The sequence below is a fragment of the Catellatospora sp. NPDC049111 genome, from assembly GCF_040648615.1.
In the GTDB taxonomy this organism is placed as follows: Bacteria; Actinomycetota; Actinomycetes; order Mycobacteriales; family Micromonosporaceae; genus Catellatospora; species Catellatospora aurea.
Map to the genome: position 1 here is coordinate 280733 of NZ_JBEZEB010000001.1, position 25782 is coordinate 306514.

18 protein-coding genes are annotated in these 25782 nt (G+C 71.6%); 11 read left to right on the plus strand and 7 right to left on the minus strand.

Annotated features, from left to right (window positions below; genetic code table 11):
* The first annotated feature begins 39 nt into the window (after positions 1–39).
* Together AB0B66_RS01325 and AB0B66_RS01330 are read left to right on the plus strand one after the other, a co-directional pair.
* Positions 40–1779 carry an IlvD/Edd family dehydratase gene (locus tag AB0B66_RS01325; protein WP_360521021.1) on the plus strand — a complete coding sequence of 580 codons (1740 nt, stop codon included), beginning with the start codon at positions 40–42 and terminating at the stop codon, positions 1777–1779.
* A 156-nt stretch (positions 1780–1935) separates the two neighbouring features.
* Positions 1936–2364, plus strand: a complete 429-nt coding sequence (locus AB0B66_RS01330) for a DUF3592 domain-containing protein (RefSeq protein WP_360521024.1) — start codon at positions 1936–1938, stop codon at positions 2362–2364.
* Between the two features lie 110 nt (positions 2365–2474).
* Here AB0B66_RS01330 and AB0B66_RS01335 read toward each other — a convergent pair whose 3' ends face one another.
* Positions 2475–6668, minus strand: a complete 4194-nt coding sequence (locus AB0B66_RS01335; RefSeq protein ID WP_360521027.1) for a S8 family serine peptidase — start codon at positions 6666–6668, stop codon at positions 2475–2477.
* A gap of 92 nt (positions 6669–6760) precedes the next feature.
* Here AB0B66_RS01335 and AB0B66_RS01340 point away from each other — a divergent pair, with 92 nt between their 5' ends.
* Positions 6761–7708, plus strand: a complete 948-nt coding sequence (locus tag AB0B66_RS01340) for a helix-turn-helix domain-containing protein (RefSeq protein WP_360521030.1) — start codon at positions 6761–6763, stop codon at positions 7706–7708.
* A gap of 95 nt (positions 7709–7803) precedes the next feature.
* Here the strand turns inward: AB0B66_RS01340 and AB0B66_RS01345 are convergent, their stop codons facing one another.
* Positions 7804–8697 carry an NAD-dependent epimerase/dehydratase family protein gene (locus tag AB0B66_RS01345; RefSeq protein WP_360521033.1) on the minus strand — a complete coding sequence of 298 codons (894 nt, stop codon included), beginning with the start codon at positions 8695–8697 and terminating at the stop codon, positions 7804–7806.
* A gap of 187 nt (positions 8698–8884) precedes the next feature.
* Here AB0B66_RS01345 and AB0B66_RS01350 point away from each other — a divergent pair, with 187 nt between their 5' ends.
* A complete protein-coding gene (locus AB0B66_RS01350; RefSeq protein ID WP_360521036.1) occupies positions 8885–10075 on the plus strand; it encodes an MFS transporter in 1191 nt (396 codons plus the stop codon).
* 135 nt (positions 10076–10210) lie between these two features.
* Here AB0B66_RS01350 and AB0B66_RS01355 read toward each other — a convergent pair whose 3' ends face one another.
* Positions 10211–11341, minus strand: a complete 1131-nt coding sequence (locus tag AB0B66_RS01355) for a hypothetical protein (RefSeq protein ID WP_360521732.1) — start codon at positions 11339–11341, stop codon at positions 10211–10213.
* A 256-nt stretch (positions 11342–11597) separates the two neighbouring features.
* On the opposite strand from AB0B66_RS01355, the gene AB0B66_RS01360 reads away from it, so the two are divergent.
* The gene (locus AB0B66_RS01360; RefSeq protein WP_360521039.1) at positions 11598–12056 is read left to right on the plus strand and encodes a hypothetical protein; all 459 of its coding nucleotides are present in this window, start codon (positions 11598–11600) and stop codon (positions 12054–12056) included.
* 50 nt (positions 12057–12106) lie between these two features.
* Here the strand turns inward: AB0B66_RS01360 and AB0B66_RS01365 are convergent, their stop codons facing one another.
* From AB0B66_RS01365 to AB0B66_RS01375, 3 genes are all read right to left on the minus strand, one after another.
* A complete protein-coding gene (locus tag AB0B66_RS01365) occupies positions 12107–13378 on the minus strand; it encodes an amidohydrolase/deacetylase family metallohydrolase (RefSeq protein ID WP_360521042.1) in 1272 nt (423 codons plus the stop codon).
* Between the two features lie 102 nt (positions 13379–13480).
* Positions 13481–14383, minus strand: a complete 903-nt coding sequence (locus AB0B66_RS01370) for an HAD family hydrolase (protein WP_360521045.1) — start codon at positions 14381–14383, stop codon at positions 13481–13483.
* Positions 14383–16263 carry a sulfatase-like hydrolase/transferase gene (locus AB0B66_RS01375; RefSeq protein ID WP_360521048.1) on the minus strand — a complete coding sequence of 627 codons (1881 nt, stop codon included), beginning with the start codon at positions 16261–16263 and terminating at the stop codon, positions 14383–14385. The genes AB0B66_RS01370 and AB0B66_RS01375 overlap by 1 nt, the downstream gene beginning before the upstream one ends.
* 111 nt (positions 16264–16374) lie before the next feature.
* Between AB0B66_RS01375 and AB0B66_RS01380 the strand changes: the two genes are divergently transcribed.
* The 6 genes from AB0B66_RS01380 to AB0B66_RS01405 all read left to right on the plus strand — a co-directional run bounded on the left by AB0B66_RS01380 (position 16375) and on the right by AB0B66_RS01405 (position 23030).
* Positions 16375–17082 carry a hypothetical protein gene (locus AB0B66_RS01380; protein WP_360521051.1) on the plus strand — a complete coding sequence of 236 codons (708 nt, stop codon included), beginning with the start codon at positions 16375–16377 and terminating at the stop codon, positions 17080–17082.
* Between the two features lie 163 nt (positions 17083–17245).
* Entirely contained in the window at positions 17246–18010 is a 765-nt protein-coding gene (locus tag AB0B66_RS01385; RefSeq protein ID WP_360521054.1) for a DUF308 domain-containing protein, read from the plus strand.
* Between the two features lie 68 nt (positions 18011–18078).
* Positions 18079–18990, plus strand: a complete 912-nt coding sequence (locus AB0B66_RS01390) for a formylglycine-generating enzyme family protein (RefSeq protein WP_360521735.1) — start codon at positions 18079–18081, stop codon at positions 18988–18990.
* A 206-nt stretch (positions 18991–19196) separates the two neighbouring features.
* The gene (locus tag AB0B66_RS01395; RefSeq protein WP_360521057.1) at positions 19197–20438 is read left to right on the plus strand and encodes a hypothetical protein; all 1242 of its coding nucleotides are present in this window, start codon (positions 19197–19199) and stop codon (positions 20436–20438) included.
* 105 nt (positions 20439–20543) lie between these two features.
* On the plus strand, positions 20544–21872 hold the full coding sequence (locus tag AB0B66_RS01400; protein ID WP_360521060.1) for an ATP-dependent 6-phosphofructokinase: 1329 nt from the start codon (positions 20544–20546) through the stop codon (positions 21870–21872).
* A gap of 318 nt (positions 21873–22190) precedes the next feature.
* Positions 22191–23030, plus strand: a complete 840-nt coding sequence (locus AB0B66_RS01405; protein ID WP_360521063.1) for an SLATT domain-containing protein — start codon at positions 22191–22193, stop codon at positions 23028–23030.
* A gap of 107 nt (positions 23031–23137) precedes the next feature.
* Here AB0B66_RS01405 and AB0B66_RS01410 read toward each other — a convergent pair whose 3' ends face one another.
* Positions 23138–25726, minus strand: coding sequence for a glucosidase (locus AB0B66_RS01410; protein ID WP_360521066.1), 2589 nt, complete (start codon positions 25724–25726; stop codon positions 23138–23140).
* Between the last annotated feature and the right edge of the window lie 56 nt (positions 25727–25782).

The window sequence follows — 25782 nt, forward strand, 5'->3', positions numbered from 1 at the left end:
GCCGATCGCCGCGCGTCCGCGCACGTGCCGGAGGTGGACATGGACGCGCAGGACCCGCCGACGCGGCGCAGCCGGCACTGGTTCGGGGCCGAGGGGCGGTCCGGCATGGTCTACCGGTCGTGGATGCGCAACCAGGGCCACGGACCCGAGGTCTTCGACGGCCGGCCCGTGATCGGCATCGCCTCCACCTGGTCGGAGCTGGCGCCGTGCAACGCCCACCTGGACCGGGTGGCCGAGTCGGTCAAGCGCGGCGTCTGGCAGGCCGGTGGCTTCCCGCTGGTCTTCCCGGTGATGGCGACCGGCGAGACGCTGATGCGCCCCACCGCGATGCTGTACCGCAACCTGGTCGCGATGGTCGGCGAGGAGCTGATCCGGGCCAACCCGCTCGACGGGGTGGTGCTGCTGTCCGGCTGCGACAAGACCACCCCGGGCCTGCTGATGGCCGCGGCCAGCGTGGACCTGCCGGCCGTCATGGTCACCGGCGGCCCGATGCTGAACGGCAAGTACCAGGGCGGCGACGTCGGGTCGGGCACGCACGTCTGGAAGTTCGAGGCCGAGGTCAAGGCGGGCCGGATGACGGTCGACGAGTGCCACGTCGCCGAGGGATGCATGGCCCGCTCCAACGGCCACTGCATGACGATGGGCACCGCCTCGACCATGGCCTGCCTGGCCGAGGCCCTGGGCATGCAGCTGCCCGGCTCGGCGAGCTGGCCCGCGGTCGACTCCCGCCGGTACGAGACGGCCCAGGCCGCCGGGCGGCGCATCGTCGCGATGGTGGCGGAGGACCTGCGGCCCAGCGCCGTGCTGACCCGGGCCGCCTTCGAGAACGCGATCCGGGCCAACGCGGCGATCGGCGGCTCCACCAACGCGGTGCTGCACCTGCTCGCGCTCGCCGGGCGGGTCGGGGTCGAGCTGGGCCTCGACGACTTCGACCGGCTGATCCGGCAGGTGCCGACCCTGGTCGACCTGATGCCGTCGGGGCGCTTCCTGATGGAGGACTTCTGCTACGCGGGCGGGCTGCCGGTGGTGCTGCGGCGGTTGGCCGAGGCCGGGCTGCTGCACGGCGACGCGGTCACCGTCACCGGCCGCGGGATCGGCGCGGAGGTAGCCGACGCGAGCTGCTGGAACGACGAGGTGATCCGTCCCTGGGACAAGCCGTTGCAGGCCGCGGGCAGCGGCACCGCTGTGCTGACCGGCAACCTGTGCCCGCGCGGCGCGGTGCTGAAGCAGTCGGCGGCCTCGCCGCACCTGCTGGCGCACGAGGGCCGGGCCGTGGTCTTCGACTCCCCCGAGGACTACCACGCCGTCTGCGACGACGAGGACTTCGACGTGGCGGCCGACGACGTGATCGTGGTCCGGGGCGCGGGGCCGAAGGGATACCCGGGCATGCCCGAGGTGGCCAACGTGCCGATCCCGACCCGGCTGCTGCGCCAGGGCGTGACCGACATGGTACGGATCAGCGACGGCCGGATGAGCGGCACCGGCTTCGGCACCGTGGTCCTGCACGTGTCCCCGGAGGCGGCCGTCGGCGGCCCGCTCGCCCTGGTCCGCAGCGGCGACCGGATCCGCCTCGACGTGCCCGCGCGCACCCTCGACCTGCTGGTCACGGACGAGGAACTGGCGGAGCGGGCCGCGAACTGGACCGAGCACACCGCCGCCGCGGACCGCTCGGGTTACCGCTGGCTCTACCGCGCGCACGTGCAGCAGGCCGACCTGGGCGCCGACTTCGACTTCCTCACCGGTTGCCGCGGCTCCGAGGTCCCCCGCGACTCCCACTGACGCCCAGCCCGCAGTCCGACGCCCGCCGGGGTCCGACCGCGGTCCGTACGCGCAGCTCTTACGGACTCGCGGCCTCAGAACTGTCGTGAGGCCGCGAGTCGGCAAGAGTTGACGACAGGTGCTTAGAATGATCGTTTCCCGCCCCTGGAGACGCTCGTGACCTGGACTTTCCGCCGCATGATGGAGGTTCTCGGCGCCGCGGCGCTGCTGGGGCTCTCGGCGTTCGCCGTGTACTGGCTCGGCGCGCAGGAGCGTGGGCGGATCGTCGAGCAGGGGCAGTCGGTGTCCGCGACGGTGGTCGCCACACACGACAGCCGCTGGGCCGACTCGTCGGACGTCGCCTATCGCCTGAACGGCGCGACCCACCGCGCCAGGCTGTACGGCACCTGGCACGGCACGCTGGAGGCCGGCACGCGGATCACCGTGTTCCGCGATCCGGCCGACCCGGTCCGGCTGGCCACGGCCGACGGCTACGCGACCGACGAGAGCACGCTGTGGCCGCTGCCGATGGCGGCCGTCGCGGGAGTGCTGGCCCTGGCCGCCGTGCTCAGCCGGTACGCCGCCCGGCGCCGCGACAGCCGCTGAGCCCGGCCCGAGACCCGGAAGCAACGCTCCCACCTGCCCCGACACGACGTGGATGTTAAGAAGGGCACCTTCTACATCGCGGAGCGATGTGAAGGTGCCCTTCCTTTCTCCTAGAGGGGGAGGCGGTGGATGCCGCCGCGGAGGGTGCCGGCGAACAGCCAGTGACCGTCCGGGCTCACCGCGAGGGTGGTGACATCCAGGTTCTGCAGGCCGGACGAGATGTTGTGCCAGGTGCGGCCGCCGTCGACGCTGCGGAGCACACCCCGGCCGCCCTTGGCCAGGCCGTACGCGGACCACGTGGTGGTGGCCGCGTAGAGGGTGTCGCCCTTGGCGGCGAAGTCGGACACCATCAGGTCCAGTGAACCGGTGTCGGCGGTGCGGAAGGTTCGGCCGCCGTCGGTGCTGGTCCGGATGGCCGGGCCGCCGACGACGAGCCGCTTGCCGTCCACCCGCAGCGCCGTGACCTGGCCGTCGGCGACCTTGGTCAGGGTGGTGCCGCCGTCGTCGGAGCGGTAGAGGCCGCTGTTCATGCCCAGCCACAGCCGCTTCGCGTTCGCCGGGTCACCGGCCAGCGCGTTGACCCGCTCGTCCAGGTACAGGTTCTTCCAGGTGCGGCCGCCGTCGAGGGTGACGGTGAGGCCCTGGCCGGACAGCCGCTCGAAACCGGCGTACACCCGGTTCGGGTCGGCGGGGTGGATCAGCAGCGAGGTCGGCTTCTCGGTGCCGGTGTGCACCTCGGACCAGGTGCGGCCGCCGTCGTCGCTGCGGCCGAACATGAACTGGTCGCCCCAGGCGGCCCGGCGGATCTTCCAGACCGTGTTCGCGTCGGCCGGGGACACGGCGACGAACTCCGCGCCCGCGCCGATCCAGCCTTCGCCCTCGGCAACGCCCCAGTCCGGGCCCGCCGCGGGCGACGCCGTGCGGTAGAGGCCGTTCTCGGTGCCGGCGAGCAGGTCGCCGCCGACCACCGCGAGGTCGTACACGGTGGTGCCCTGCACGCCGAGCCGGCGGTAGCCGTCCGGTCCGGTCGCGTAGAGGCCGGCCGAGGTGGCCGTGGTGGCCGTGCCGTCGGCCCATCGGTCGTAGTCGGTGACGAGTGCGTCGTGCGCCGGCAGCGCGACCGTGTCCCAGGTGCGGCCGTGGTCGCGGCCGACCAGGCCCTCGCCGGACAGGGTGGCGACGTACAGGTCGCCGCCCGAGGCGCGCATCGTGTGCAGCCCGAACTCGCGGCGCAACAGCGTGGACCAGTTCTTGCCGCCGTCGTGCGAGCCGACCACGCCCTCGCTCCACACCACCGCGGCGACCACGCCGTCGTCGGCGGTCAGCGAGGCGACGAACTTCGAGGCGCTGTCGTACACCCGCACGGCCGCGGCGGGCGTGCCGGAGACGACGCCGGACAGCTTCCACACGCCGTCGAAGTCGGCGAGGTAGAGGTCGTCGCCGCCGATCGCCGCGTGCTGGATCTCGCCGGGCAGCCCGGACTGCTGCGCCGTCCAGGTGTCGCCGCCGTCCACGCTGGTCCACAGCGCGCCGGAGATGACCGCCGCGAGTACGCGGGTCTGCGCGTCAGCGACCAGCTCGTCGACCCAGCCCGCCGGGGTGGGCAGCGTCTGCCAGGTGCGGCCCTTGTCGGTGGTGCGCAGGATCTTCCCGCCGGTCTGCGGGTCGTTGACCGCGTACCACCAGCGCGCGGCGTTCTTCGCGTCGAGCACGGCCGTGCCGACGCCCGCGTTACCGGCGACCGGGAGCCGGTTGAGCTGGCTCCAGCTCGCGCCGTGGTCGGTGGTGAGCCAGGGGCCCGCCTTGTAGTCGGTGCTCATGACGCCGACCGAGCCGTCGGCCGGGGTGAGGGCGAGCTGCCCGCCGGTGCCGTACGGCCCGACCGGCTGCCACCTGTTGCGCCGCACGTCCTCGGGCAGCACCTCGAAGCCGCTCGACCCGACCAGGCGCTGCCCGGAGGCGGCGGTGGCCCGCACGCTCACCCGGTACGCGCCCGCCTGCTCACCGGTGAGGTCGGCGGTGTAGACGTTGTCGTACCGGTGCGTGGCGGTCACGGTGAACGACCCGCCGCGCGGCCGGTCGACGGTGACGACGGGCGCGGCGGCCAGCCCGGCCGGCGCGCCGATCCACACGGTGCTGTGGCCGTCGCTGGGGTCGGGCGTCGCAGCCACGATCAGCGGCCGCACCACCAGCAGGTACGGCACCCGGGCGACGCGGCCCGCACCGCCGTCGGCGGTGATCACGCCGGACAGCTCGGTGTCCCCGGTGGGCCGCTTGGCGCGCAGCGTGACGGTGACCTTCGCGGTTCGTCCGGCCGGGACGGTCACCCGGTCCGGCTTGACGGTGACCGCCTTGCTGTCGGCGCGCAGGCGCACGGTCATCGCGCGGCTGCCGGAGTTGCGCAGGGTGACGGTCCTGCTGCCGCCCACGGTCGAGCCGCCCAGGTCGGCGAGTCCGAACGAGATGGACGCCGGGTCGGCGGTGAGCACGGCGCGCGCGGCCGCGGCCACGTCGAGCCGGCCCGCGCCGTACGCGGTCGGCGGGCCGCTCACCGGCTTGGCCGTGCCCGTCAGCGCGGCCAGCACCTGCGCGGGCTCCTGGTCCGGGTGCAGCTGGCGCAGCAGTGCCGCCGCGCCCGCGACGTGCGGGGCGGCCATCGAGGTGCCGGACATCAGGTACTGCCCCGGCCCGAACAGCGCGGTCGGCACCGTCGAGCGGATGCCGACACCCGGCGCGACCAGGTCGGGCTTGAGGCCGAAGCGCAGCGACGGGCCGCGCGAGGAGAACGCGGCGATCCGGTCGGTGACGTCCTCGCCCTTCAGCGTCACGTCGACCGGCCCGGCGGCCAGCCGCGCGGTCAGCTCCGCGTGCTGGGTGCCGTCCATGCCGAGCACGACGAGGCGGTCCATCCGGTACAGGTCGCCGGAGGCCTGGATACCCGGCAGGTTCTTGGGCAGGCCCTTGACCGAGGTGGACGGCGCGACCGGCACGGAGCCGTCGGCGGCGGCCACCACGGGACCGGAGTCGTCCTGGCCCGAGATCACCGCGAGCGCCCCGCGGCGCTCCAGCTCCTTGGCCAGGTCGAGCTCCCACTGGGTCAGGTAGTCGAGCACGGGCGCGGCGAACCCGGTGATCCGCACGACCTTGCCGCGCAGGTCGCCGACCGCGGCCAGCTCCTCCGGGCTGCCGTAGCCCGCGTCGACCAGCCGGCCGGTGACCGGCTTGGCGGCCGGGTTCGCCGACAGGACCCCGCGGTACGTCTGCAGTCGCGCCCCGCCGACGTACGCGGTGGGCAGCACCATGTTGCTGGTGGACGCGCCCACGGCGATGACGCCGTCGGCGACGGCCGGGGTGCCGACCGTGTCGCGGCCCGGCCCGCTGTTGCCCGCCGCGGCCACCACCACGACACCGGCCCGGGTCGCCGCGGTCGCGGCCAGCCCCAGCGGGTCGAGGCCGTCGCCGTAACCGCCGAGGCTCATGTTGATGACGTCGGCGCGGTGCGGGTTCGCCGGGTCGGCGGCCGCCTCGATGCTCGCGACGATGTCGGAGGTGTAACCCTCGCCCCACTCGTTCATCGCCTTGTACGCCAGCAGGTTCGCCTCCGGCGCGACACCGGTGATGCCGCCCGGCGTGGCCGCCTTGCCCGCGATGATGCCCGCGACATGGGTGCCGTGGCCGTTGTCGTCCATCGGATCGGCGTCGCCGTTCACGAAGTCGTACCCGCCGACGACCTTGAAGCCTTCGCCGAGCCCGCCACCGAGGTCGGGGTGGCTGTAGTCGACGCCGCTGTCGATGACGGCGACGGTCACCCCGCGGCCCTTGACCTGCGTGCCGGTGGCGTCCTGGCGCTGCCAGACCGCGGTCGCGCCGATCAGCGGCACGCTCACGTCGGTGTACGCGCGCACCGGCTGGTCCGGCACGACCGCGAGCACGCCGGGCAGCGCGGACAGCCGCGCCACCTCGTCCGCCGGGACGGTGGCGGCGACCGCGTTGACCAGCAGGCCCAGCGGGCGCTCGCGGGTCAGCCGCAGGCCCTTGCCGCGTGCTCCGTCGAGGAAGGCGCGCTGGCGGTCCTGCACCGCCTTGCGCGCGCCGGTGACCTGGGCGGCGCCCGCGGCGTCACGCAGCGCGCCGGCCGGGGCGGACGCCACCGCCGCGTCCCCGGCCAGCAGCACGATGACGCGCCGCTGGGGCGCTGGGGTGGCCGCGTCGGCCGGGGACCATGCCGAGAGCGTCCCGGCTACGACCACGGCTGAGAGCCCGGCCGCCAACCTGCTCGCCAGTGAGTGAGGGGGGAGTTTCATAGCTAAGCGGTCTACTGGCCCTCGGCCGACCGGCGCAATGATCTCCGCTGGCCCGTTGCTGCCGGTGGCACGTTTGGGCCAAGATCTGGGCCATGCCCTCCGACCTCACCCCCGCCGGTGTCGACCCCTTCGACGAGGCCGTCTACCGCGCCATCCTCGTCCGCAGAACCGCCGCCCCGGCCGAACTCGCCGAGGAACTCGGCTGCTCCGTCGACCGGGCGGCCCGCGCCCTGGACCGGCTGCGCGAGCACGGGCTCGTCGGGCGGCTGGCCGGTGCCCGCCGCCGGTATGCCGCGATCGAGCCGCAGGCCGGGGTGTCCGCGCTGGTTCGGGCCCGCTCCGCGGAACTGGACCAGGTGCAGGCCGCCGCCGCGCAGCTGTCGTTGCTGTTCGCCGCGGCGCACTCGGGCACCGGCGAGGAGATCGAGATCGTGACCGGCAGCGAGGCGCTGGGCCGGTGGTTCGTGCAGATCCAGCAGGAGGCCCGCGAGGAGGTCATCACCCTGGACCGGCCGCCGTACGCGCTGACCACGTCGAACCCGATCGAGCAGACCGGCATCGCACGGGGCGTGACGTACCGGGCCGTCTACGCGCCCGAAGCATTGGAGTGGCCCGGTGTCTTCGACGACATCCGCGAGCTGATCAGCCACGGCGAGCAGGCGCGGGTGCTGCCCGGACTGCGCATCAAGCTGGCCATCGCGGACCGGCGCATCGCGCTGATGCCGCTGTCGCTGGACCTGTCCGACGTGCGGGCCGCCGTGATCCGGCCGTCGACGCTGCTCGACGGTCTGATCGACTACTGGGAGCTGTGCTGGCGCGCGGCCGTGCCGCTGCTCGCCCCGGTCGAGGACCCGGTGTCCGAGGAGGACCGGGCACTCCTGAACCTGCTGGTCAGCGGCTTGAAGGACGAGGCGGTCGCCCGCCAGCTGGACTGGTCGGTGCGCACCATGCGCCGCCGTATGAGCCGCCTCTACGAGCTGCTCGGCGCGGCGAACCGCTTCCAGGCCGGCGCGATCGCCGCCCGCCGCGGCTGGATCTGACCCGCCTCGCCGTTTCGGCAAAGGCTCCGTGCGGTTTCGGGGAAACTGGCCCTGCCGGGGGCCGGAACTGCAGTTTCCCCGAAACCGCAGTCAGGTCACGGGCGCGGGTTGTTCCGCACGAACTCGGCGATGTACGCGTCCAGCGCCACCTTCGGCTCCCAGCCCAGATCGCGGACCTTCGTATTGTCGGCGCGGCCGTGGGTGCGCTCGCCGCGCTTGGCCGGGATCATCACGTGCTCGGTGCCGAACATCTTCGCGACCTCGACCAGCTCCCACTCCCGGCCGTTGCCGAGCAGGTAGCCGTCGCCCTTGCCGCCCTCGGCCGAGACCAGGATGCCGGAGATGATGTCCGAGATGTGGGTGAAGTCACGGGTCTGGGTGCCCGGGGACACCACGGTCAGCGGCTCGCCGGCCAGGTACTGCCGCTCGAAGATGCCGAGCACGGTCGCGTAGGTGCCCGCGCTGATCTGGCCCGGCCCGTAGGCGTTGTAGAAGTACGTGATCACGTAGTCGAGGCCGTACCACTCGCCGTAGTTCTTGATCAGCTCGACGTTCTTGGCCTTGGTCCAGGCGTACGGGTTGAGGTGCTCGTCCTTGCCCTCGTTGCCGAACTTCGAGCTGGACGCCGAGTAGACCAGGCGCGCGCCGTGCTGGGCGGCGAAGCGGATGACCTCCTTGGTGCCGTGGGTGTTGTACTCCCAGGTGCGGTCGAACTCGTCGAACGACTGCACGATCCGGGCGTACTCCCCCAGGTGGAACACCATCTTCGGGGACTCGTAGCCGTGCTCGGCCCAGATCTTGAAGATGTCCACCGTCGAGCCGTCGAGGTACGTCACCCGCTCGTCGACGATCTCGTTGTCGTGGCGGCCGGTGAAGTAGTTGTCGACGGACACGATCCGCGCGGTCGGACGGGTGTCCAGCAGCGCCCGGATGAGGTGTGTTCCCACGAAGCCGGCACCACCGGTGACCAGCAGCGTCTCGTTCGACATGATTCTCGGCTCCCGCAGTTCTCGACCGGCACTAGTCAGCTCCCGGCCGGCCACGAGCGTGCCCGCCGCTCGAACCCAGGGCCTGGCCAGGGCACTGCGCAGCATACAGGCTCGGGCGCGGGCACGACCGGGCTGCGGGCGGCATACATTCATGATGTTCGCACCCGCCCCCTCGGAGACGGACCCCATGACCTCGTCACCGCTCGACCGTGTCCCGCTGCGCCGGGCCCGGGTCGCCGTCTGCCTGCTCTTCGGACTCTACGGCGTGATCCTCGGCACCTGGACCGCCCGCATCCCGGCGATCAAGCAGGGCCTGCGGCTGACCGACGGCGCGCTCAGCCTGGGCCTGCTGGCCTTCGCGGCGGGCGCGATCATCGGCATGCAGGCGGCGGGCCGGCTGGTCGACCGGTACGGCACCGGCCGGCTGCTGCTGCCCGTCGTGCTCGCCGATGGCGTGCTGCTGGTCTCCCCCGCGTTCGCGCCGAACCTGGCGGTCCTGGCCGGCTGCCTGCTGGCCTTCGGCACCGCGCACGGGCTGCTCAACATCACCATGAACACGGCCGCCGTCGAGGTGCAGCGGGCCTGGCAGGCCCCGATCATGTCCTCGTTCCACGCCGTGTACAGCGTCGGCGGCTTCCTCGGGGCGGCGGTGGGCGGGCTGTGCGCGTACGCGGGGCTCGGCGCGTCGACCACGTTCCTGCTCGTCGCCGCCGTGGTCGCGGGCACCGGCCTGGTGGCCGCCCGCTGGCGGCTCGCCCCGCAGGCCGTCCCGGCGGCGGAGACCGGGCCGGGCGGGGGCGGGCTGCCGGGCGTGACGTTCCTCGGGGTGCTGGTGTTCTGCTGCCTGGTCGGCGAGGGCGCGGCGGCCGACTGGAGCAGCGTCTACCTGCGCGACAGCCTCGGCAGCACGGCGGGCTTCGCCGCGGCCGCGTACGCCGCTTTCTCGATCATGATGATGGCCGGCCGCCTCGTCGGCGACCGCCTCACCGCCCGGCTCGGCGCGGTGCGCCTGGTCCGCTACAGCGGCCTGCTCGCCGCCACGGGTCTCGGCACCGCCCTGCTGATCGGCCACCCGCTCGCCGGGGTCGCCGGTTTCGGCCTGCTCGGCGCGGGCCTGGCCTGCATCGCCCCGCAGGTCTTCTCCGCCGCCGGCACCCAGGACCCGGCCCGCGCCGGCCAGGCCATCGCCCGCGTCGCGAGCCTCGGCTTCCTCGGCTTCGTCGTCGGCCCCCTGGTGATCGGCGCGCTGGCAGAGCTGGTGGGGCTGCCTTCGGCGCTGGCCGTGCCGGCCGTGCTGGCGCTGTTCGTCGCGGCGGCGGCCACGGCGCTACGTCCCGGCGCGGCGGCCCCGATCGCACCCCGGTCCGCGACCACCTGACCCGCTTTCGCAAGCCCCGGCGCCAGTCGTCCGCACTCGCCGCTCACTCCCCCGCGCCGCTCCCCGCAGCTCGCGGCACCGGACCGTTAACAAGGTGCCCTTCCACTACGCAGGCCGATGGGAAGGTGCCCTTCCTTATCGGCGGAGGGTGGAGGACTTGACGGTGGGGTTGCGGGCGCCGAGGAAGAAGATGCCGGGCAAGCCCTGGGTCTCGAAGCCGTCGCTGGGGTTGCGCTGGAGGGTGGACGACTCGATGGTCATGGTGCCGGTGCGGTCGTTGCTGACGAAGAAGACCGCGCCGCCGCCCTCCTCGGCGTGGTTGTCGGTGACGATCGAGCCGGCGATGCGGACCGTGAACAGGTTGCCGTCGGTGTAGATCGCCCCGCCGCTGCCGCCGCCGGGTTTGCCCGCGCGGGCCGGGTTCGCGCCGCTGCCGATCGCGCTGTTGTGGGTGAGCACGCTGTTGAGCACCACCCAGGAGACGCCGATGCTGCTCAGCGCGCCGCCGTTGGAGCAGCGGCCGCCCAGGCCCTTGCCGCCGCCGAAGGTGCTGTTGACGATGTACACCGGCAGGCCCTTGGACTGGCTCAGCACCCGGATCGCCGCCCCGCCGAGGTCCGGCCCGGTGCTGTCGCAGCGGTTGCGGATGAAGCGCGAGTTGACCACCTTGAGCCGTCCGCCGCGGACGAAGATCGCGCCGCCGCCCCCGCCCTCCGTCGTCTCGCCGGTCGAGTTGCCGTCGGCGAAGGTCAGGTTCTGCACCGTGAGCTGGGGGTGGTCCTGGTCCTGGCAGTGCGAGGTGGTCCAGCCCTGGGCCTTGTCGCAGGTGTTCATGTAGAGGATGCGCCGCTTGCCGCCGCCGCTGAGGGTGATCTTCCCGCCTCCGTCGAGCACGATCTTCGGGCCGTTCGCGTTCTTGACCTTGGCGGTGGCGGCCATGGTGATGGTCAGCGGGTCCGGCCCGCAGTCGAAGGTGATGACGCCGCCCGCCGCGACCGCCGCGACGACCGCCTTCGAGGTGCAGCTCGCCGGGGTGCCGTCACCGATCACCCGGGTCGGCCGCGAGGTGTCCACGGCCTTCGCCTCGGCCGGCACGGAAGCCCGGCCCTTGGGATTGCCCACCACCACCGTGGCGGGCGCGGGCGACGAGGGCGCGGCGCTCGGAGCCGCCGACGACGGCGCGGCACTGGCCCCGGCCGCCACCCACTCGCCCTGCGGCTGCTGCGGAGCAGCCTCCGAACCGCAACCCGCCGGCAGCAGCGCGATCAACGCACCGGCAACAACCGCAACACAGGAACGCCAACGCACCGCAGGAGCCTAAGCCCTCACCCCGCATCCGGCACGCCGTGCCGACCGGCCACCGGCGATGCGCTAACGGGCAAAGAGCCTCATATCGTACGCAATAGCGGCCGTCCCATTGTCTTGTTCGCGGAGTTCGCCCGGGTCTGCGGAACGCGGGCGGACAATGGTCATCTTGGGTCGGCTCTCCCAGCCGGGCCCGCGGCCCCGATTGGAGGACGTCATGCGACGCCTCTCACGTGCAGCCTGCATCCTCTCCACCACGATCCTCGCCGCGCTCGGATTCAGCGCCGTGCCGGCCGCGGCGGAACCCACGCCGCAGGTCTGCACCAAGACCGCCAAGACCGTCGAGGACGGCCTCAGCCAGTTCGCGCGGGAGCTGACCAAGGTCACGCAGGCCGCCGACTCCGGCAACACGGCCGCCGCCGACCAGTCCGTCAAGGCTGCCGGCAGTGAGCTGGTCGACCTCGCCGCCAACCTGCGCACCGACGCGTCCACGGCGGACGCCGCCGACGTCAAGACCACGCTGGGCCAGCTCGCCGACGAGTTCGAAGCCCAGGGCAAGAGCCTCACCGACCTGAACTCGCTGCAGAAGCTCGACGTCACCCGCATCGACGCCCTCTCCGACCAGATGATCGCCATCTGCGGCGCCGCCTCCGGCACCCCGGCCACGCCCCGCTGACCAGCACTGGATCCAGCAGAGTTGTGGTCGCTGGGGCGACCACAACTCTGCTAGATCTGCCCAGGCTGTGAGTCGCGCGGGAACTGTTCGGCCAGGCCGTCGGGGGTGACCAGGGGTGTGGTGAGCAGGTCGCGGATCGTGCGGTCGCGGCGGGCGAGCGCGTCGCGCTGGGCGGCGGTGAGCGGGATCCACGGCGGCGGCGGGCCGGGCAGACTCGGTGGGAGCAGCCGCCCGGCCACGTACGTCGCCTCGTTGCGCAGCCGCATCGGCGCGCTCCGGAGCTGGCCGTGCACGTCGGCGAGCGGGAAGCGGCCCTGCTCCACGGCGAACACCGCCAGGTCGGCGGGCGCGCCGACGGCGAGCGTGCCGGCGCCCGCGGGCAGCCCCAGGGCGCGGGCGGGCGCACACGTCGCCGCCGCGACGACCTGTTTGAGTGGCAGGCCCACCGCGAGCAGCTTGGCCATCGTGGTCGGCAGGTCGAAGGCCGGGCCGTGCAGCGAGCGCGCGTGCAGGTCGGTGGAGACGACGTGCGGCGGCATGTCCGCGGCGAGCTGGGCTTCCAGCACGTCGTACGCGAAGCCGCCCGAGCCGTGTCCGATGTCGAACAGCACGCCGGCGTCGTACGCGCGGCGCAGCGCCTGGTCCGGGCCGCCCCGGCCCAGGGCGATGCCACTGGCGCAGTGGGTCACGATGTCGCCCGCACCGAGCAGCGGCAGCAGTTCGGCGACAGTGGGCGGCGCGACTCCTACGTGCACCATGACGGGCAGTTCACAGGCCCGGGCGACGGTGATCGCCCGGCGCAGCGGCGCCAGCCCGTTCGCCCCGACGGTGTTGGCGTCGATGCGGGCCTTGACGCCGTACACCAGGTCGCGGTTGGCCGTGATGGTGGTGATGGCGAGGTCGGTGTCGCAGGCGGTGAGGTCGCGGGATTCGCCGGTGAGCCCGGTCAGGCCGACCGCCGAGATGTTGAGCAGCACGGGGACCCGCACCCGGTAGCCGCGGATCGCGGCGCGCAGCGCGCCAAGGCCGTACGCCCCGGCGGAGCCCGCGTCGACCCAGGTGGTGACGCCGGAGCACCAGGCGGCCGGGCCGGGGTCGATGCCCCAGTAGGTCGCGCCGGGGAACACGTGCGTGTGCAGGTCGACCAGGCCCGGCGTGACCAGGCGTCCGGTCACGTCGACGACCTCGCGGGCGGCCGCGCGGGGCAGGTCCGCGCCGACCGCGGCGATCCGCCCGGCGGCCACCGCCACGTCGGCCGCGCCGTCGCGGCCGCCGTCCGGATCGATCACCCGTCCGCCCGCCAGTAGCAGGTCGTAGGCCATGCCAGCGCTCCTCCGGTTGGGAAGGGCACCTTCTACAACGCGAAGCGTTGTGAAGGTGCCCTTCCTTGCTCTGTCGGTGCTGGTGGGTGAGTTTAGTGCGGGTCAGAGCGGGAAGACGGTCGACCAGTCGTCGCGCATGGACACCACCGTCCAGCCCAGACGGTTGGCCGTGGTCGTGATCGGTTCGGTGTCGGCGAAGGTCACCGCGGCCGAGGCGTACGCGTACTCGCGCTCGGCGTCGTCGTGGTCGATGAGCACGGCCAGGCTGGGCATGCCGGTGGCGCGGGCGTACTCCAGCATCTCCCTGTCGCCCGCGCTGTTGCCGGCCGCGAAGATCGGGCGGCGGCCCAGCTGGGTCTGGATGTGCTCGACCTTCGCCCAGCCCTCGTTGACCTCCCCCTGCGCCTGCGCGGTGCGCACCAGCGCGGGCCCGTCGCCGTGCTGCTCGTGGTGGTACTCGACCAGCGTGCCGACCACGTCGTCGGGGCGCACGCCGTAGAGCTCCCGGCTGATCGCTCGCACGAACTCGGTGCCGCCGCCGGTGACGATGAAGACGTCGAAGTCGTGCTGGCGCAGCACGTCCAGCAGTTCCAGCATCGGCTGGTAGACCAGCTTCGGGTAGGGCACGCCCCGGTCCGGGTGCTTCTCGGTCGCCATGAAGTCGCGCACCCGGGCGGTGAACTCGTCCGGCGTCCAGCCCGCGCACAGCTCCAGCAGTGCCATGGCGATGCGCTGCAGGCCAAGCTCGCCGAGCGCCGCGTGGTCGCTGTCGAGCAGCGCCCGGTACTCGGCGCGCTCGCCGAGGCCGGGGTCGTGCTCGACGGCGTCGTGCAGCGTGCGCACGAGGAAGCTGTACTGGATGTAGTCCGGTTTCTCGCACCACAGCGTGCCGTCGTTGTCGAGCACGGCCACCCGCTGCTCCGGGGGCAGCGCGAGCGACTCGTCCAGGAACGACGTGATCGCGTCGCGGGCGGGGCCCGGCCGCCAGGAGGGCAGGAACGCCATCAGTGACTCCCGATCCCTTCCGTCATCTTCTTCACCACCTGGTCGATGGTGAAACTCGCCGCCTCCTGCCGTGGAGGGAACTCCCGGAACGTGGCCAGAAAGTCGCCGGCCAGCTTCTGCGCGGCGAGCACCAGGTACGCCCGGTCGAGCAGCCAGTCGTAGTAGCTGTTGGAGGTGACGTCCGCGCGCTCGAACGGGTCGGTGCGCAGGTTGTAGATCTTCGGCACCCGCAGCACCGTGAAGGGCTCGGCCCAGACCCGCAGCGTGCCAGGGGCCCGCTGCTCCATGAAGACCAGCTTCCAGTTGTCGAAGCGGATCGCGGTCAGGTCGCCGTCGTCGGAGAAGTAGAAGAAGCCCTCGCGCGGGCTGTGCGGCTCGTCGTCGGTGAGGAACGGCAGCAGGTTGAAGCCGTCCAGGTGCACCTTGAACGTCTTGCCCGCGGCCTCGTGCCCGGCCTTGAGCTCCTCGACGATGTCGGGATCGCCCGCGGCGGCCAGCAGCGTCGGCAGCAGGTCCAGGTGGCTGACGATCTCGTTGGAGACCCAGCCGTCGGGGATGCGGCCGGGCCAGCGCAGCATCGCCGGCACCCGGTAGGCGCCCTCCCAGTTGGAGTTCTTCTCGTTGCGGAACGGTGTCATACCCGCGTCGGGCCACGTGTTCATGTGCGGGCCGTTGTCCGTGCTGTACATGACGATGGTGTCGTCGGCGATGCCGAGCTGGTCGAGCAGGTTGAGCAGCTCGCCGACGATCCGGTCGTGGTCGACCATCACGTCGTGGTAGTCGGACTGCCACGGCCCGGCCCACCCCTTGATCTCCGGGCGCGGGTGCGTCTTGAAGTGCATGTGCGTGGTGTTGAACCAGACGAAGAAGGGCGTGTCCGCGGCGGCCTGCCGACCGATGAAGTCGGAGGCGTGCTCGAACACCTCGTCGTCGATGAGCTCCATGCGTTTGCGGGTCAGCGGGCCGGTGTCCTCGATCTTCTGGCCGCCGCCGGGCAGCGCCCAGCTGTGCAGCACCCCGCGCGGGCCGAAGTTCTTGCGGAAATCGGGGAAGCGCCGCGGGTCCGGGTAGTCCTCTTGCTCCGGTTCCTCCTCGGCGTTGAGGTGATAGAGGTTGCCGAAGAACTCGTCGAAGCCGTGCGCCGTCGGCAGGAACTCGTCCCGGTCGCCCAGGTGGTTCTTGCCGAAGTGGCCGGTGGCGTACCCGTGCGGTTTGAGCAGCTCGGCGATGGTCGGATCGGCTGCCTGCAGGCCCAGGTCCGCGCCGGGCATGCCGACCTTCGACAGGCCGGTGCGGAACACCGCCTGGCCGGTCAGGAACGCGGCCCGCCCGGCGGTGCAGCTCTGCTCGCCGTAGTAGTCGGTGAAGCGCACGCCCTCGTCGGCGATCCGGTCGATGTTGGGGGTCCGGTAGCCCATCAGCCCGTCGCTGTAGCAGCTCAGGTTGGTGATGCCGATGTCGTCGCCCCAGATGACCAGGATGTTGGGCTTGCGTCCCGCGCCTGCGCCGGCCGCCGCGGACCGTGGCGCGGACTTGCGCGCCGGGCCGCGGTCTGCCGCGGTGCGGGTGGTCGCGCGCGAGGGCGGTGCCTTCTTGGCGGGTACGGGTGCCACGGCCTTCTTACCCGGCCCCGCCTTGCGAGCGGCCGGGCCGCCGGACGACGGGCCCGCGGCCGCGGTCGTCCCGCGCGCCCGTTTCGCCGGTGCGGCCTTCGCCGTCGGCACCGCCTTCGCCGTGGTGGCGGACTTGCGTGCGGGCGCTTTCGTGGCGGCCTTCTGCACCGGGGTGGCCTGCTTCGCCGTCGTCGTCTTCGCGGTCGCCCGCTTCGCCGCCGCCTTCTTCGCGGGGACCTTCTTCGCCGTCGGCTGCGTACGCGGCATGTCGCCTCCCAGAGACACGGATACCGCGGTCCAGTATTCCGGAGATGCGAACCATATTTCCGTTATCGACGGAATGCGTTGATACCGTCGGATGCAGACGATGGAGGTCCCATGGGCGTGCTGGCCGCGGCCGGGTGGGCGACGCTCGCAGCGTTCTCCCTGGTCATCGGGGCGTGGTTGGCGTACCGGCCGACCCCGGTGCCCCCGTCGCGGGTCGGCATGGTGATGGGCTTCGGTTCCGGCGCGATGCTCGCGGCGATCGCGTACGAGCTGGTGCCCACCGGGTTCCACCAGGACGTGCTGCTGTTCTCCGCGTTCGGCCTGGGCGCGGTCGTCTTCTTCGTGGCCGACGCGGTCGTCGCGGGCCGCCGCAGCATGGGCGCGGCCTCGGCCGAGCGGTCCCTGGTGATCGGCGCGCTGCTGGACGGCGTGCCGGAGTCGCTGGTGCTGGGCGTCGGCGTGGCCATGGGCGGCGAGGTCGCGGTGGCCTTCCTGGTCGCGGTGTTCGTGTCCAACCTGCCCGAGGCCCTCGGCGCGACCGCCGCCATGCGCGCCCACGGTCACACCAAGGCCCAGGCGTACCGAGTCTGGTGGACCATCGTGGCGGCGTCGGCGCTCGCCGCGTCGCTCGGCTACCTGGCGTACCGGGTGGTGCCGCGGGCCGACGGCGGTTACGTCGAGGCGTTCGCGGCCGGGGCGGTGTTGACCATGCTGGCCGACTCGATGATCCCGGAGGCCTACCGGCAGGGCGGTAAGGCGACCGGCCTGCTGGCGGTGCTCGGCTTCGCGGTGGCCGGCGCGCTGTCGGCCCTGGACTAGCCGAATGTCGGCGCAGAATTACTGAATCACCTCATATCAGAATGAGACGGTGCATAGTCTGCAACCGGATGGCTCTTACTTCCGGCGGTACGCATGAGCAGGCGTTGCGAGCACTTCTGACGCGGTCGGCTCCAACGGCCGTCGAACGCAGTGAGGAGAAGGCATGAGCACCGCATCGCCCAGCAGCCCCGGCACGGGTAAGCCGGGCCAGGCCGCCGCGGCCGGCGCCCACGCGGCGAAGGAGGGCGTGGCCACCGGCACCGCAGCGGCCGCCACCGGGACCAGGCCCGGTCCCGTCCCACCGGGCACGACGGCGACCGGCGACATGTTCAGCGGTGCCACACCGCTGCCCGCGTCCCGCGTGCCGTGGTGGCTGTTCCTCGTCACCGGCGTCTGCTGGATCATCGTCAGCTGGTTCGTGCTGGCCTTCAACCAGTCGCCGGTACGCAGCATCGGCGTCGTCGCCACCCTGGCCGGCATCGTCGTGCTGGTCGCCGGCATCTTCGAGCTGTTCCAGGCGTTCACCGCGCCCGGCTGGCGCTGGCTGCACGCCATCCTCGGCGTGCTGTTCCTGATCACCGGCTTCATCTGCTGGATCAACCCCGGCGGCACGGTGTTCTGGCTCGCCGCGTTCATCGGCTGGTACCTGCTGTTCAAGGGCGCCGCCGACATCGTGCTGGCCTTCCTCACCAAGAAGGAGCACGACGGCTGGTGGCTCGGCCTGGTCGTCGGCATCATCGAGATCCTGCTCGGCTTCTGGGCCGCGGGAAGGTTCACCCGCTCGTTCTTCCTGCTCATCGTGTTCGTCGGCGCGATCTGCCTGGCCCGCGGCATCACCGACTTCATCATGGCGTTCCGGATGCGCGACCTGAAGCACAAGGCCGAGCAGGGCCTGGTCGGCCCCGGCGGCACGGCGGTCACCGCGTGACGGAACCGATCACCCTGACCCGGCCCGGCCGGGACGGCGACGCCCCGGGCCCGCCGCCCCGGCCGGGCATGGTGTGGCTGCCCGGTGGCACGTTCCGGATGGGCTCCGACGCGCACTACCCGGAGGAGGCCCCCGCCCACCAGGCCCGGGTCGGCGGTTTCTGGATCGACCGGCACCAGGTCACCAACCGGCGGTTCGCCGAGTTCGTCCGGCAGACCGGCCACGTCACGGTCGCCGAGACCGCCCCCGACCCGGCCGACTACCCGGGAGCCGACCCGTCGCTGCTGGTCCCCGCGTCCGTCGTGTTCGTCCGGCCGCCCCGGCGGGTGGGCCTGCGCGACGTGCGGCGCTGGTGGCAGCTGATGCCCGGCGCGGACTGGCGGCACCCGTACGGCCCCGGTTCGGGCCTACACGGCCTCGACGACCATCCGGTCGTGCACGTGGCCTGGGCCGACGTCGCCGCGTACGCGGCCTGGGCGGGCGGCGACCTGCCGACCGAGGCCGAGTGGGAGTACGCCGCGTCCGGCGGCGCGCGCGAGCCGACCGAGTTCGCCTGGGGCGACGAGCTGACCCCGGGCGGCGAACACCTGGCCAACCTGTGGCAGGGCGAGTTCCCGGTGCTCAACCTGGCCGCCGACGGCTACGAGACGACCTCGCCCGTCGGCTCCTTCCCGCCGAACGCCTTCGGGCTGTCCGACATGATCGGCAACGTGTGGGAGTGGACGTCCGACTGGTACGGCCTCCACGACCCCGCCAGGCAGCAGGCCTGCTGCGCCCCGGCGCGCCCGCGCGGCAACGCCGAGCAGGCCAGCTACGACCCGGCCACGCCCGAGGTCCGCATCCCGCGCCGGGTGAGCAAGGGCGGCTCGTTCCTCTGCGCGCCCAACTACTGCCGCCGCTACCGCCCCGCCGCCCGCATGCCCCAGGCCGTCGACACCTCGACCTGCCACCTCGGCTTCCGCCTGGTGAACCGCCCCTGACCCGCCGTGACCGCGCCGGGCAGCGTCGCCGTGGCCGTCGCCGTCACCGTCGCCCGCCATGATCGCCCGACTTGCCTGGCACCTGTGGGTATTCGACCTCAAGATACGCACATCTGCCGGGCAAATCGGATGACCTTGGGTGACGGCGGCCGCCGGGCGGGGACCCGGGCTGCGGGCGGGGACGGGGTCCGGGGAGGATTCTGTCCATGTCCTCAGTGCCCGCCGCCGTCCTCACCCCCGAGGCACCGGCGACGGCTCCCGGGGGCACGCCGAGGTGGCGCGACCGAGGACTGGCGCTGCTGCCGCCGGTGCTGGCATACCTGGTCGGCCACCTGGTGTACACGGTGGCCGGGGCACTGGTGGCCGAGCCGTTCCTGCCGATCACCGGCCGGGTCCGCGCCGACTCCGGGCTCTACGTCAAGATCGCCGAGCAGGGGTACGAGCTGTTCCTGTGCGACAGCGATCCGGTCCTGGCCCCGCAGTTCGCGCCCGGCGCGTGGTGCGGCACCGCGGGCTGGTTCCCGCTCTACCCCGGTCTCATCCGGTTGCTGACATCGACCGGCCTCGGCGCGTACCCGGCCGCGCTGATCATCACCGAGGTCAGCCTGCTGGTCTCGTTCGTGCTGCTGTGGCGGTTGCTGCGGGACACACGCCGGCCGGTCGCCGTGGCTGTGCTCGCCCTGGCGACGCTGCTGCCGGCCGGTGTCTACCTGCACGCCGTGTTCCCGATGGCGCTGGCCGGAGCACTGTTGCTGGGCTGCGTCACGCTCGTGGCGGCCCGCCGGTGGGTCCTGGCGGGAGTGGCGGGCGCGCTGGTCGCCGCGGCATACCCGATGGGGGTCGCGGTCGCCGCGATCGGCTTCGGCGCGGTGGTGACCCTGATCGGCCGCCGCGAGCTGCGATCGTGGGCGGCGCTGCGGGCCGGGCTGGCCGTGGTGGGCCTGCCGTTGGCCGGGCTGGGCGCGGTGTTCGGCCTGCACCACCTGACGCTCGGGCACTGGAACGCGTACCTGCTGATCCAGGATCATTACGGCAACGGCGTGCACAACCCGCTGCACTCGCTGGCCAAGCTGGCGATCGAGCCATCCGTGATCGTCATCGCCGAGCCGCGGCAGGACCTGCTCTGGGTGCTGCACACGTTCACCGACGCCGAGTTGTGGTGGGCGCTGGTGCTGGCGCTGCTGGCCGTCGCCGCCGCGGTGATCGCGTCGGGCCGCGGGCGGCTGCGGCCGTACGACGCCGGGCTCGCGCTGTACGCGGTGGCGATGTTCGTCGGCCCGCTGATCGCCGGACCCGGGGTGTCGCAGTACCGGTCGCATACGCTGCTGCTGCCCGCGCTGCTGGTGCTGCGGCACCTGCCCGCCCGCCTGCTGTGGCCGTACGCCGCCGTCGCGGGTCTGATCGCGCTGCCGATGGGCATGCTCTTCTCGACCTGGCTGCTTTTCTGAGCGATGATCCACCTGCCGGTACGCGGCGGCGCAGCCGCGCACCTGGCGAAACATTGTCTCGATAGGCTGCTCGCCCCCGCTGCGGCAGCTGCTTGGAGGACGGCGATGGCTCCGGAGTCCGTTGACCTGACCGTGCGCACGCTCGGCGACTGCCGCATCGAATCACCGCTGGCACCGCTGCTGGCCTCGACCGAGAGCACCGAGCATTACGTCGACGAGAACGACCGGGTGCTGTTCGACGACACCGTGAACATGGTCGCCGCGCGCAAGGCGAAGCTGGACGCGCTGCCCGGCTTCGAACCCGGCGGACCCCGCCGCAAGATCTTCTTCCAGCCGTCGAAGACCCGCGTCGGCATCGTCACCTGCGGCGGCCTGTGCCCCGGGCTCAACGACGTCATCCGCGGCCTGGTGCTGGAGCTGACCTCGCACTACGGCGTCACGAAGATCTACGGCTTCCAGAACGGCTACCAGGGCTTCATCGCCAAGTACGGCCACCCGCCGATCGACCTCGACGCCGAGGCGGTCAGCGGCGTCAACGAGTACGGCGGCACCATCCTGGGCACCTCCCGGGGCAGCCAGGACCCGTACGAGATCGTGGACTGCCTGGAGTCGATGAGCATCAACGTGCTGTTCGTCATCGGCGGCGACGGCTCCATGCGCGGCGCGCTGACCATCGCCGACGTGGTCAAGGAGCGCGGCCTGAAGATCGCCGTGATCGGCGTGCCGAAGACCATCGACAACGACATCCCGTACATCGACCAGAGCTTCGGCTTCCAGACCGCGTTCTCCAAGGCCACCGAGTCGCTGCGCAGCGCCCACGTCGAGGCCCGCGCGGTGCCCAACGGCGTCGGCCTGGTGCAGGTCATGGGCCGCCACTCCGGCTTCATCGCCTGTTACGCGGCGCTGGCCAACAACGACGCCGACTACGTGCTCATCCCCGAGGTGCCGTTCCAGCTCGACGGCGACGACGGCTTCCTGGCCCACCTGCGCCGCCGGGTCGCCCAGCGCGGGCACGCGGTGGTCGTCGCCGCCGAGGGCGCGGGGCAGGAGTACCTGGAGTCCGACGAGCCTGGCCAGGTCGACAAGTCCGGCAACCGCAAACTCAAGGACATCGGCCTCTACCTGCGCAGGCGTATCGCCGACGACTTCGCCGCGCACGGCATGGAGACCAGCCTCAAGTACATCGACCCCAGCTACGCCATCCGCAGCGTGCCCGCCAACCCGTACGACAGCGTCTACTGCATCCGCCTCGCCCACGCCGCTGTGCACGCCGCGATGGCCGGCCGCACCGCGATGGTCGTCGGCCGCTGGCGCGGCCGCTTCGTCCACGTCCCGATAGCGCTGGCCATCAGCAAGCGCAACCAGGTCGACCCGGCTGGCGACCTCTGGATGTCCGTCCTCGAAACCACCGGCCAACCCCGCCGCTTCGCCTGACCCCAAGGAAGGGCACCTTCTTATCGGAATACGAGGTAGAAGGTGCCCTTCTTCACCAGGGGCAGCAGTCAAGCTGCGCCTTCTTGTGACGCATCCGTCAAGGTCTATTTCGCAACACGGACAGCTTGCATCGCCGCCTGGCGGAACCCCACCCGAGTGGTGAGCGGACACAACTGCCATGGCATTCGATCGATATCCCGCACAAATCGAACCCGGCCAGGCCTGGTGCCCAGGATGCGTCGTACCACTGCGGTTCAATGTGCGCACTGGACAGCGCCTTGCATGACTCATGGCTACACCCCCGCCCGGAGGCCCCTGTTGACCCAGCAACTCAGCCCAGTTGCCGCGCCACTGACACAACTCTTCGAGCTCACCATGCAGATGCGTCGCATGGAGACCACACTCAGGCAAGCGCGAACAATCCGACGCGTGGGTCGGGCCGCAGCGACAGTCGGCCCCGCCTTGCTGCTGGGCTCGATTATCTCCGGGATGCTGAGCCGGGGCATCATCGACATCGGCGGATGGGTGATACTCGGCGTACTGACCTCCCTTGCCACAATTGCCGTGGGCGCGACTTACATCCACGCCGACTTCTTCAACAAGCCGATTCTGGATATCGACACCGTCGAAGTGGCCGAGCTCAAGCTTGGCGCGATCCAGGAGCAACGTCGTCGGCAGTTGGCGTTGATGGGCCTGGACGTCAACTATCGCCGGACGATTTACCGCGAGCAGCTCCAAAGCGATATCGAGGGATTCCGGAAAGGAAGTCGCCGCTATCGGCGCGTACACAACATCATGCAGTCGATCATCATCGTATTCTCGCTGGTGAACAGTACAGTCACCGGAATAGCGCTCGACGGCAGCCATTGGCAGTGGCCCGCGGTAGGCGGAAGCTTCGCAGTAGGACTCTCGGCCGGCTTTATGGGTTACTTCAAGTATCGGGAGCGAGGCTTCTATCTACAGCAGACGGCGGACGCCATTCAATATGAGCTCGATTCGGCAGAGCTCGGCATCTTCCGTTATGCGAACCAAGATGGCCCCGATATCATGTTGCTCCTGGTCGAAGAGGTGGAGCGATTGAAGGCGGAGCAGCGAAAACGCGAGCAGAGCCTCGACCAGCCCTCCGACGGTCGACGCGATCAATCAGGCGCCGCTTGACCGCGGACACAATGAACCGCCCAGCCGGTTCGCCACTGCACTTTCAAGGAAACTGCGTGATTCGACAGCCCGAATACTGCAGTTTCCTTGAAAGTGCAGGCCAAGCGCTAGCGCCCGGGGCGGTTGCGGGTGAGGATCAGGTCGAGGACGAGGGCGGTCCAGCCGCACTGGTGGGTCGCGCCGAGGCCCATGCCGTTGTCGCCGTGGAAGAACTCCGGGAACGTCAGGTGGGCCGTCCAGTCCGGGTGGTCACCGAGCATCGGGTGTTTCGGCAGGTACGGCCGGTTGCCGTCCTTGTCGGGCAGCCACAGCGCGATGAGCCGGTCGGACAGGTCGTCGGCGATCTGGTCGAGCGTCAGCTTCTGCCCCGACCGGGTCGGATACTCCACCAGCAGGTCGTCGTGGAAGAACCGGGCGTAGTGCCGAATGCCCTCGATGAGCAGGTAGTTCGTCGGGAACCAGATCGGCCCGCGCCAGTTGGAGTTGCCGCCGAACAGCCCGTTCGTCGACTCGGCCGGCTCGTACCCCACCGTGTAGTCGTGCCCGCCGAGCCGGATCGTGTACGGCTTGTCCAGATGAGCGCGCGACAGCGTACGCAGCCCGTAGTCCGACAGGAACTCCTCGGTGTCCAGCATCCGGCTCAGTATCCGCCGCAGCTGCTCCGGCCCCACCACCGCGAGCAGCCGCTGCTGCTGACCCCCGTCGGAGATCCGCCGCGCCCCGACGACCTCGGTGAACTCCGGCCGGTTGGTCAGGAACCAGCGCAGCCGCGCCGCGATCTCCGGCAGCCGGACCAGCGTCACCGAGCTGAGCGTCGTCGTCGCGCACAGCGGCAGCAGGCCGACCACCGAGCGGACCTTCAGCGGCACCTCCCGCCCGTCGGTGCGCCGCAGCAGGTCGTAGAAGAACCCGTCCTCGTCGTCCCACAGCCCCTGGTGCGAGGCCGCGTTGGCGATGTACGCGAAGTGCTCCAGGAACTTGGTCGCTATGTCGGTCCACACCCGGTCGTGGGTGGCCAGGACCAGTGAGATCTCCAGCAGGTTGAGGGCGTACATCGCCATCCAGGCGGTGCCGTCGGACTGCTCCAGCACGCCGGGCACGGGCAGCGACGCCGAGCGGTCGAACGGGCCGACGTTGTCCAGGCCCAGGAAGCCGCCCTCGAACAGGTTGTTGCCGCCGGTGTCCTTGCGGTTGACCCACCAGGTGAAGTTGAGCAGTAGCTTGTGCATGGCCCGGGCCAGGAACGCGTAGTCGCGCCCGCCATCGATCTCGAACACGCGCAGCGCCGCCCAGGCGTGCACGGGCGGGTTGACGTCGCCGAACGCCCACTCGTACGCCGGGATCTGCCCGTTGGGGTGCAGGTACCAGTCGCGCAGCAGGAGCAGGATCTGCTCCTTGGCGAAGTGCGGGTCGACGCGGGCCAGCGCGACGCAGTGGAAGGCCAGGTCCCAGGCGGCGTACCAGGGGTACTCCCAAGGGTCCGGCATGGAGATGACGTCGAAGCTGGTCATGTGCCGCCAGGCGCTGTTGCGCCCGAACCGGCGGCCCTCCGGCGGCGCGGGCGAGGCCGGGTCGCCGTCCAGCCAGCGCGCGACGTCGTAGTGGTAGAACTGCTTGCCCCACATCAGCCCGGCGACGGCCTCGCGCACCACCTGCGCCTGCGCGGGCGGGGTGCCCGGCGGGACCAGCCAGGCGAAGTACTGGTCGGCCTCGGCTTTGCGGGCGGCCATGACATGGTCGAACTCCGCGCCCAGCGAGGGCGCCGGGCGCGCCTTGCCACCCGGCGCGGCGATCTGCGTCAACCGCAGCCTGAGCTGTGCCGTCTCGCCCGGCGGCACGGTCAGCACGTAGTGCAGCGCGGCCTTGGTGCCGGTGCGCCGCGGGTTGACCGTCGGCAGCCCGTGCACCACGTGGTCGGCGATGCCGTCCTTCGGATAGTCGGGCGTCTCCTCGTATCCCCACAGCCGCGCCGCGTTGGTCTCGTTGTCGCAGGCCAGCGGCTCGGGAGCGCCGTCGCCCTGCAGCGTCAGCCGGCCCAGGATGCGGTGCTGGGCGCGCAACTCGCCGCCGCCGTCGACGTGCTCCGCGACGATCTCCGGTTTGTCGTCCCGGCCCGGCAGGCCCCACGACCAGGTGTTACGGAACCACAGGGTGGGCAGCACGTGCAGGGTCGCCGGATCCGCGCCCCGATTGGTCGCCGAGACGAGCATGCACAGGTCCGTCGGGCTCGCCTTGGCGTAGTCGACGGTGACGACCCAGTAACGGTCGTCGGCGAACACCCCGGTGTCGGCCAGCTCATACTCCGGCTCGGAGCGGTCCAGCTGCCGGTTGACCGCGACCAGTTCCGAGTACGGGAACTCGCGCTGCGGGTAGTGGTAGCGCCACGACATCCACGAGTGCGTCGGCGTGGAGTCGGTGTACCACCAGTACTCCTTGGCGTCCTCGCCGTGGTTGCCCTCGTTGCCGGTCAGCCCGAAGATGCGCTCCTTGAGGATCGGGTCGGCCCCGTTCCACAGGCCGAGGCCGAAGCAGAACGTCTGCCGCTCGTCGCAGATGCCGGCCAGCCCGTCCTCGTTCCACCGGAACGCCCGCGAGCGGGCGTGGTCGTGCGGGAAGTACTCCCAGGCCGTGCCGTGCTCGCTGTAGTCCTCGCGCACGGTGCCCCAGGCCCGCTCGGAGAGGTAGGGCCCCCACATCCGCCAAGGCTCGGCCCCGGCATCCGCATCGGCCAACCGTCTACGTTCGGCATCCG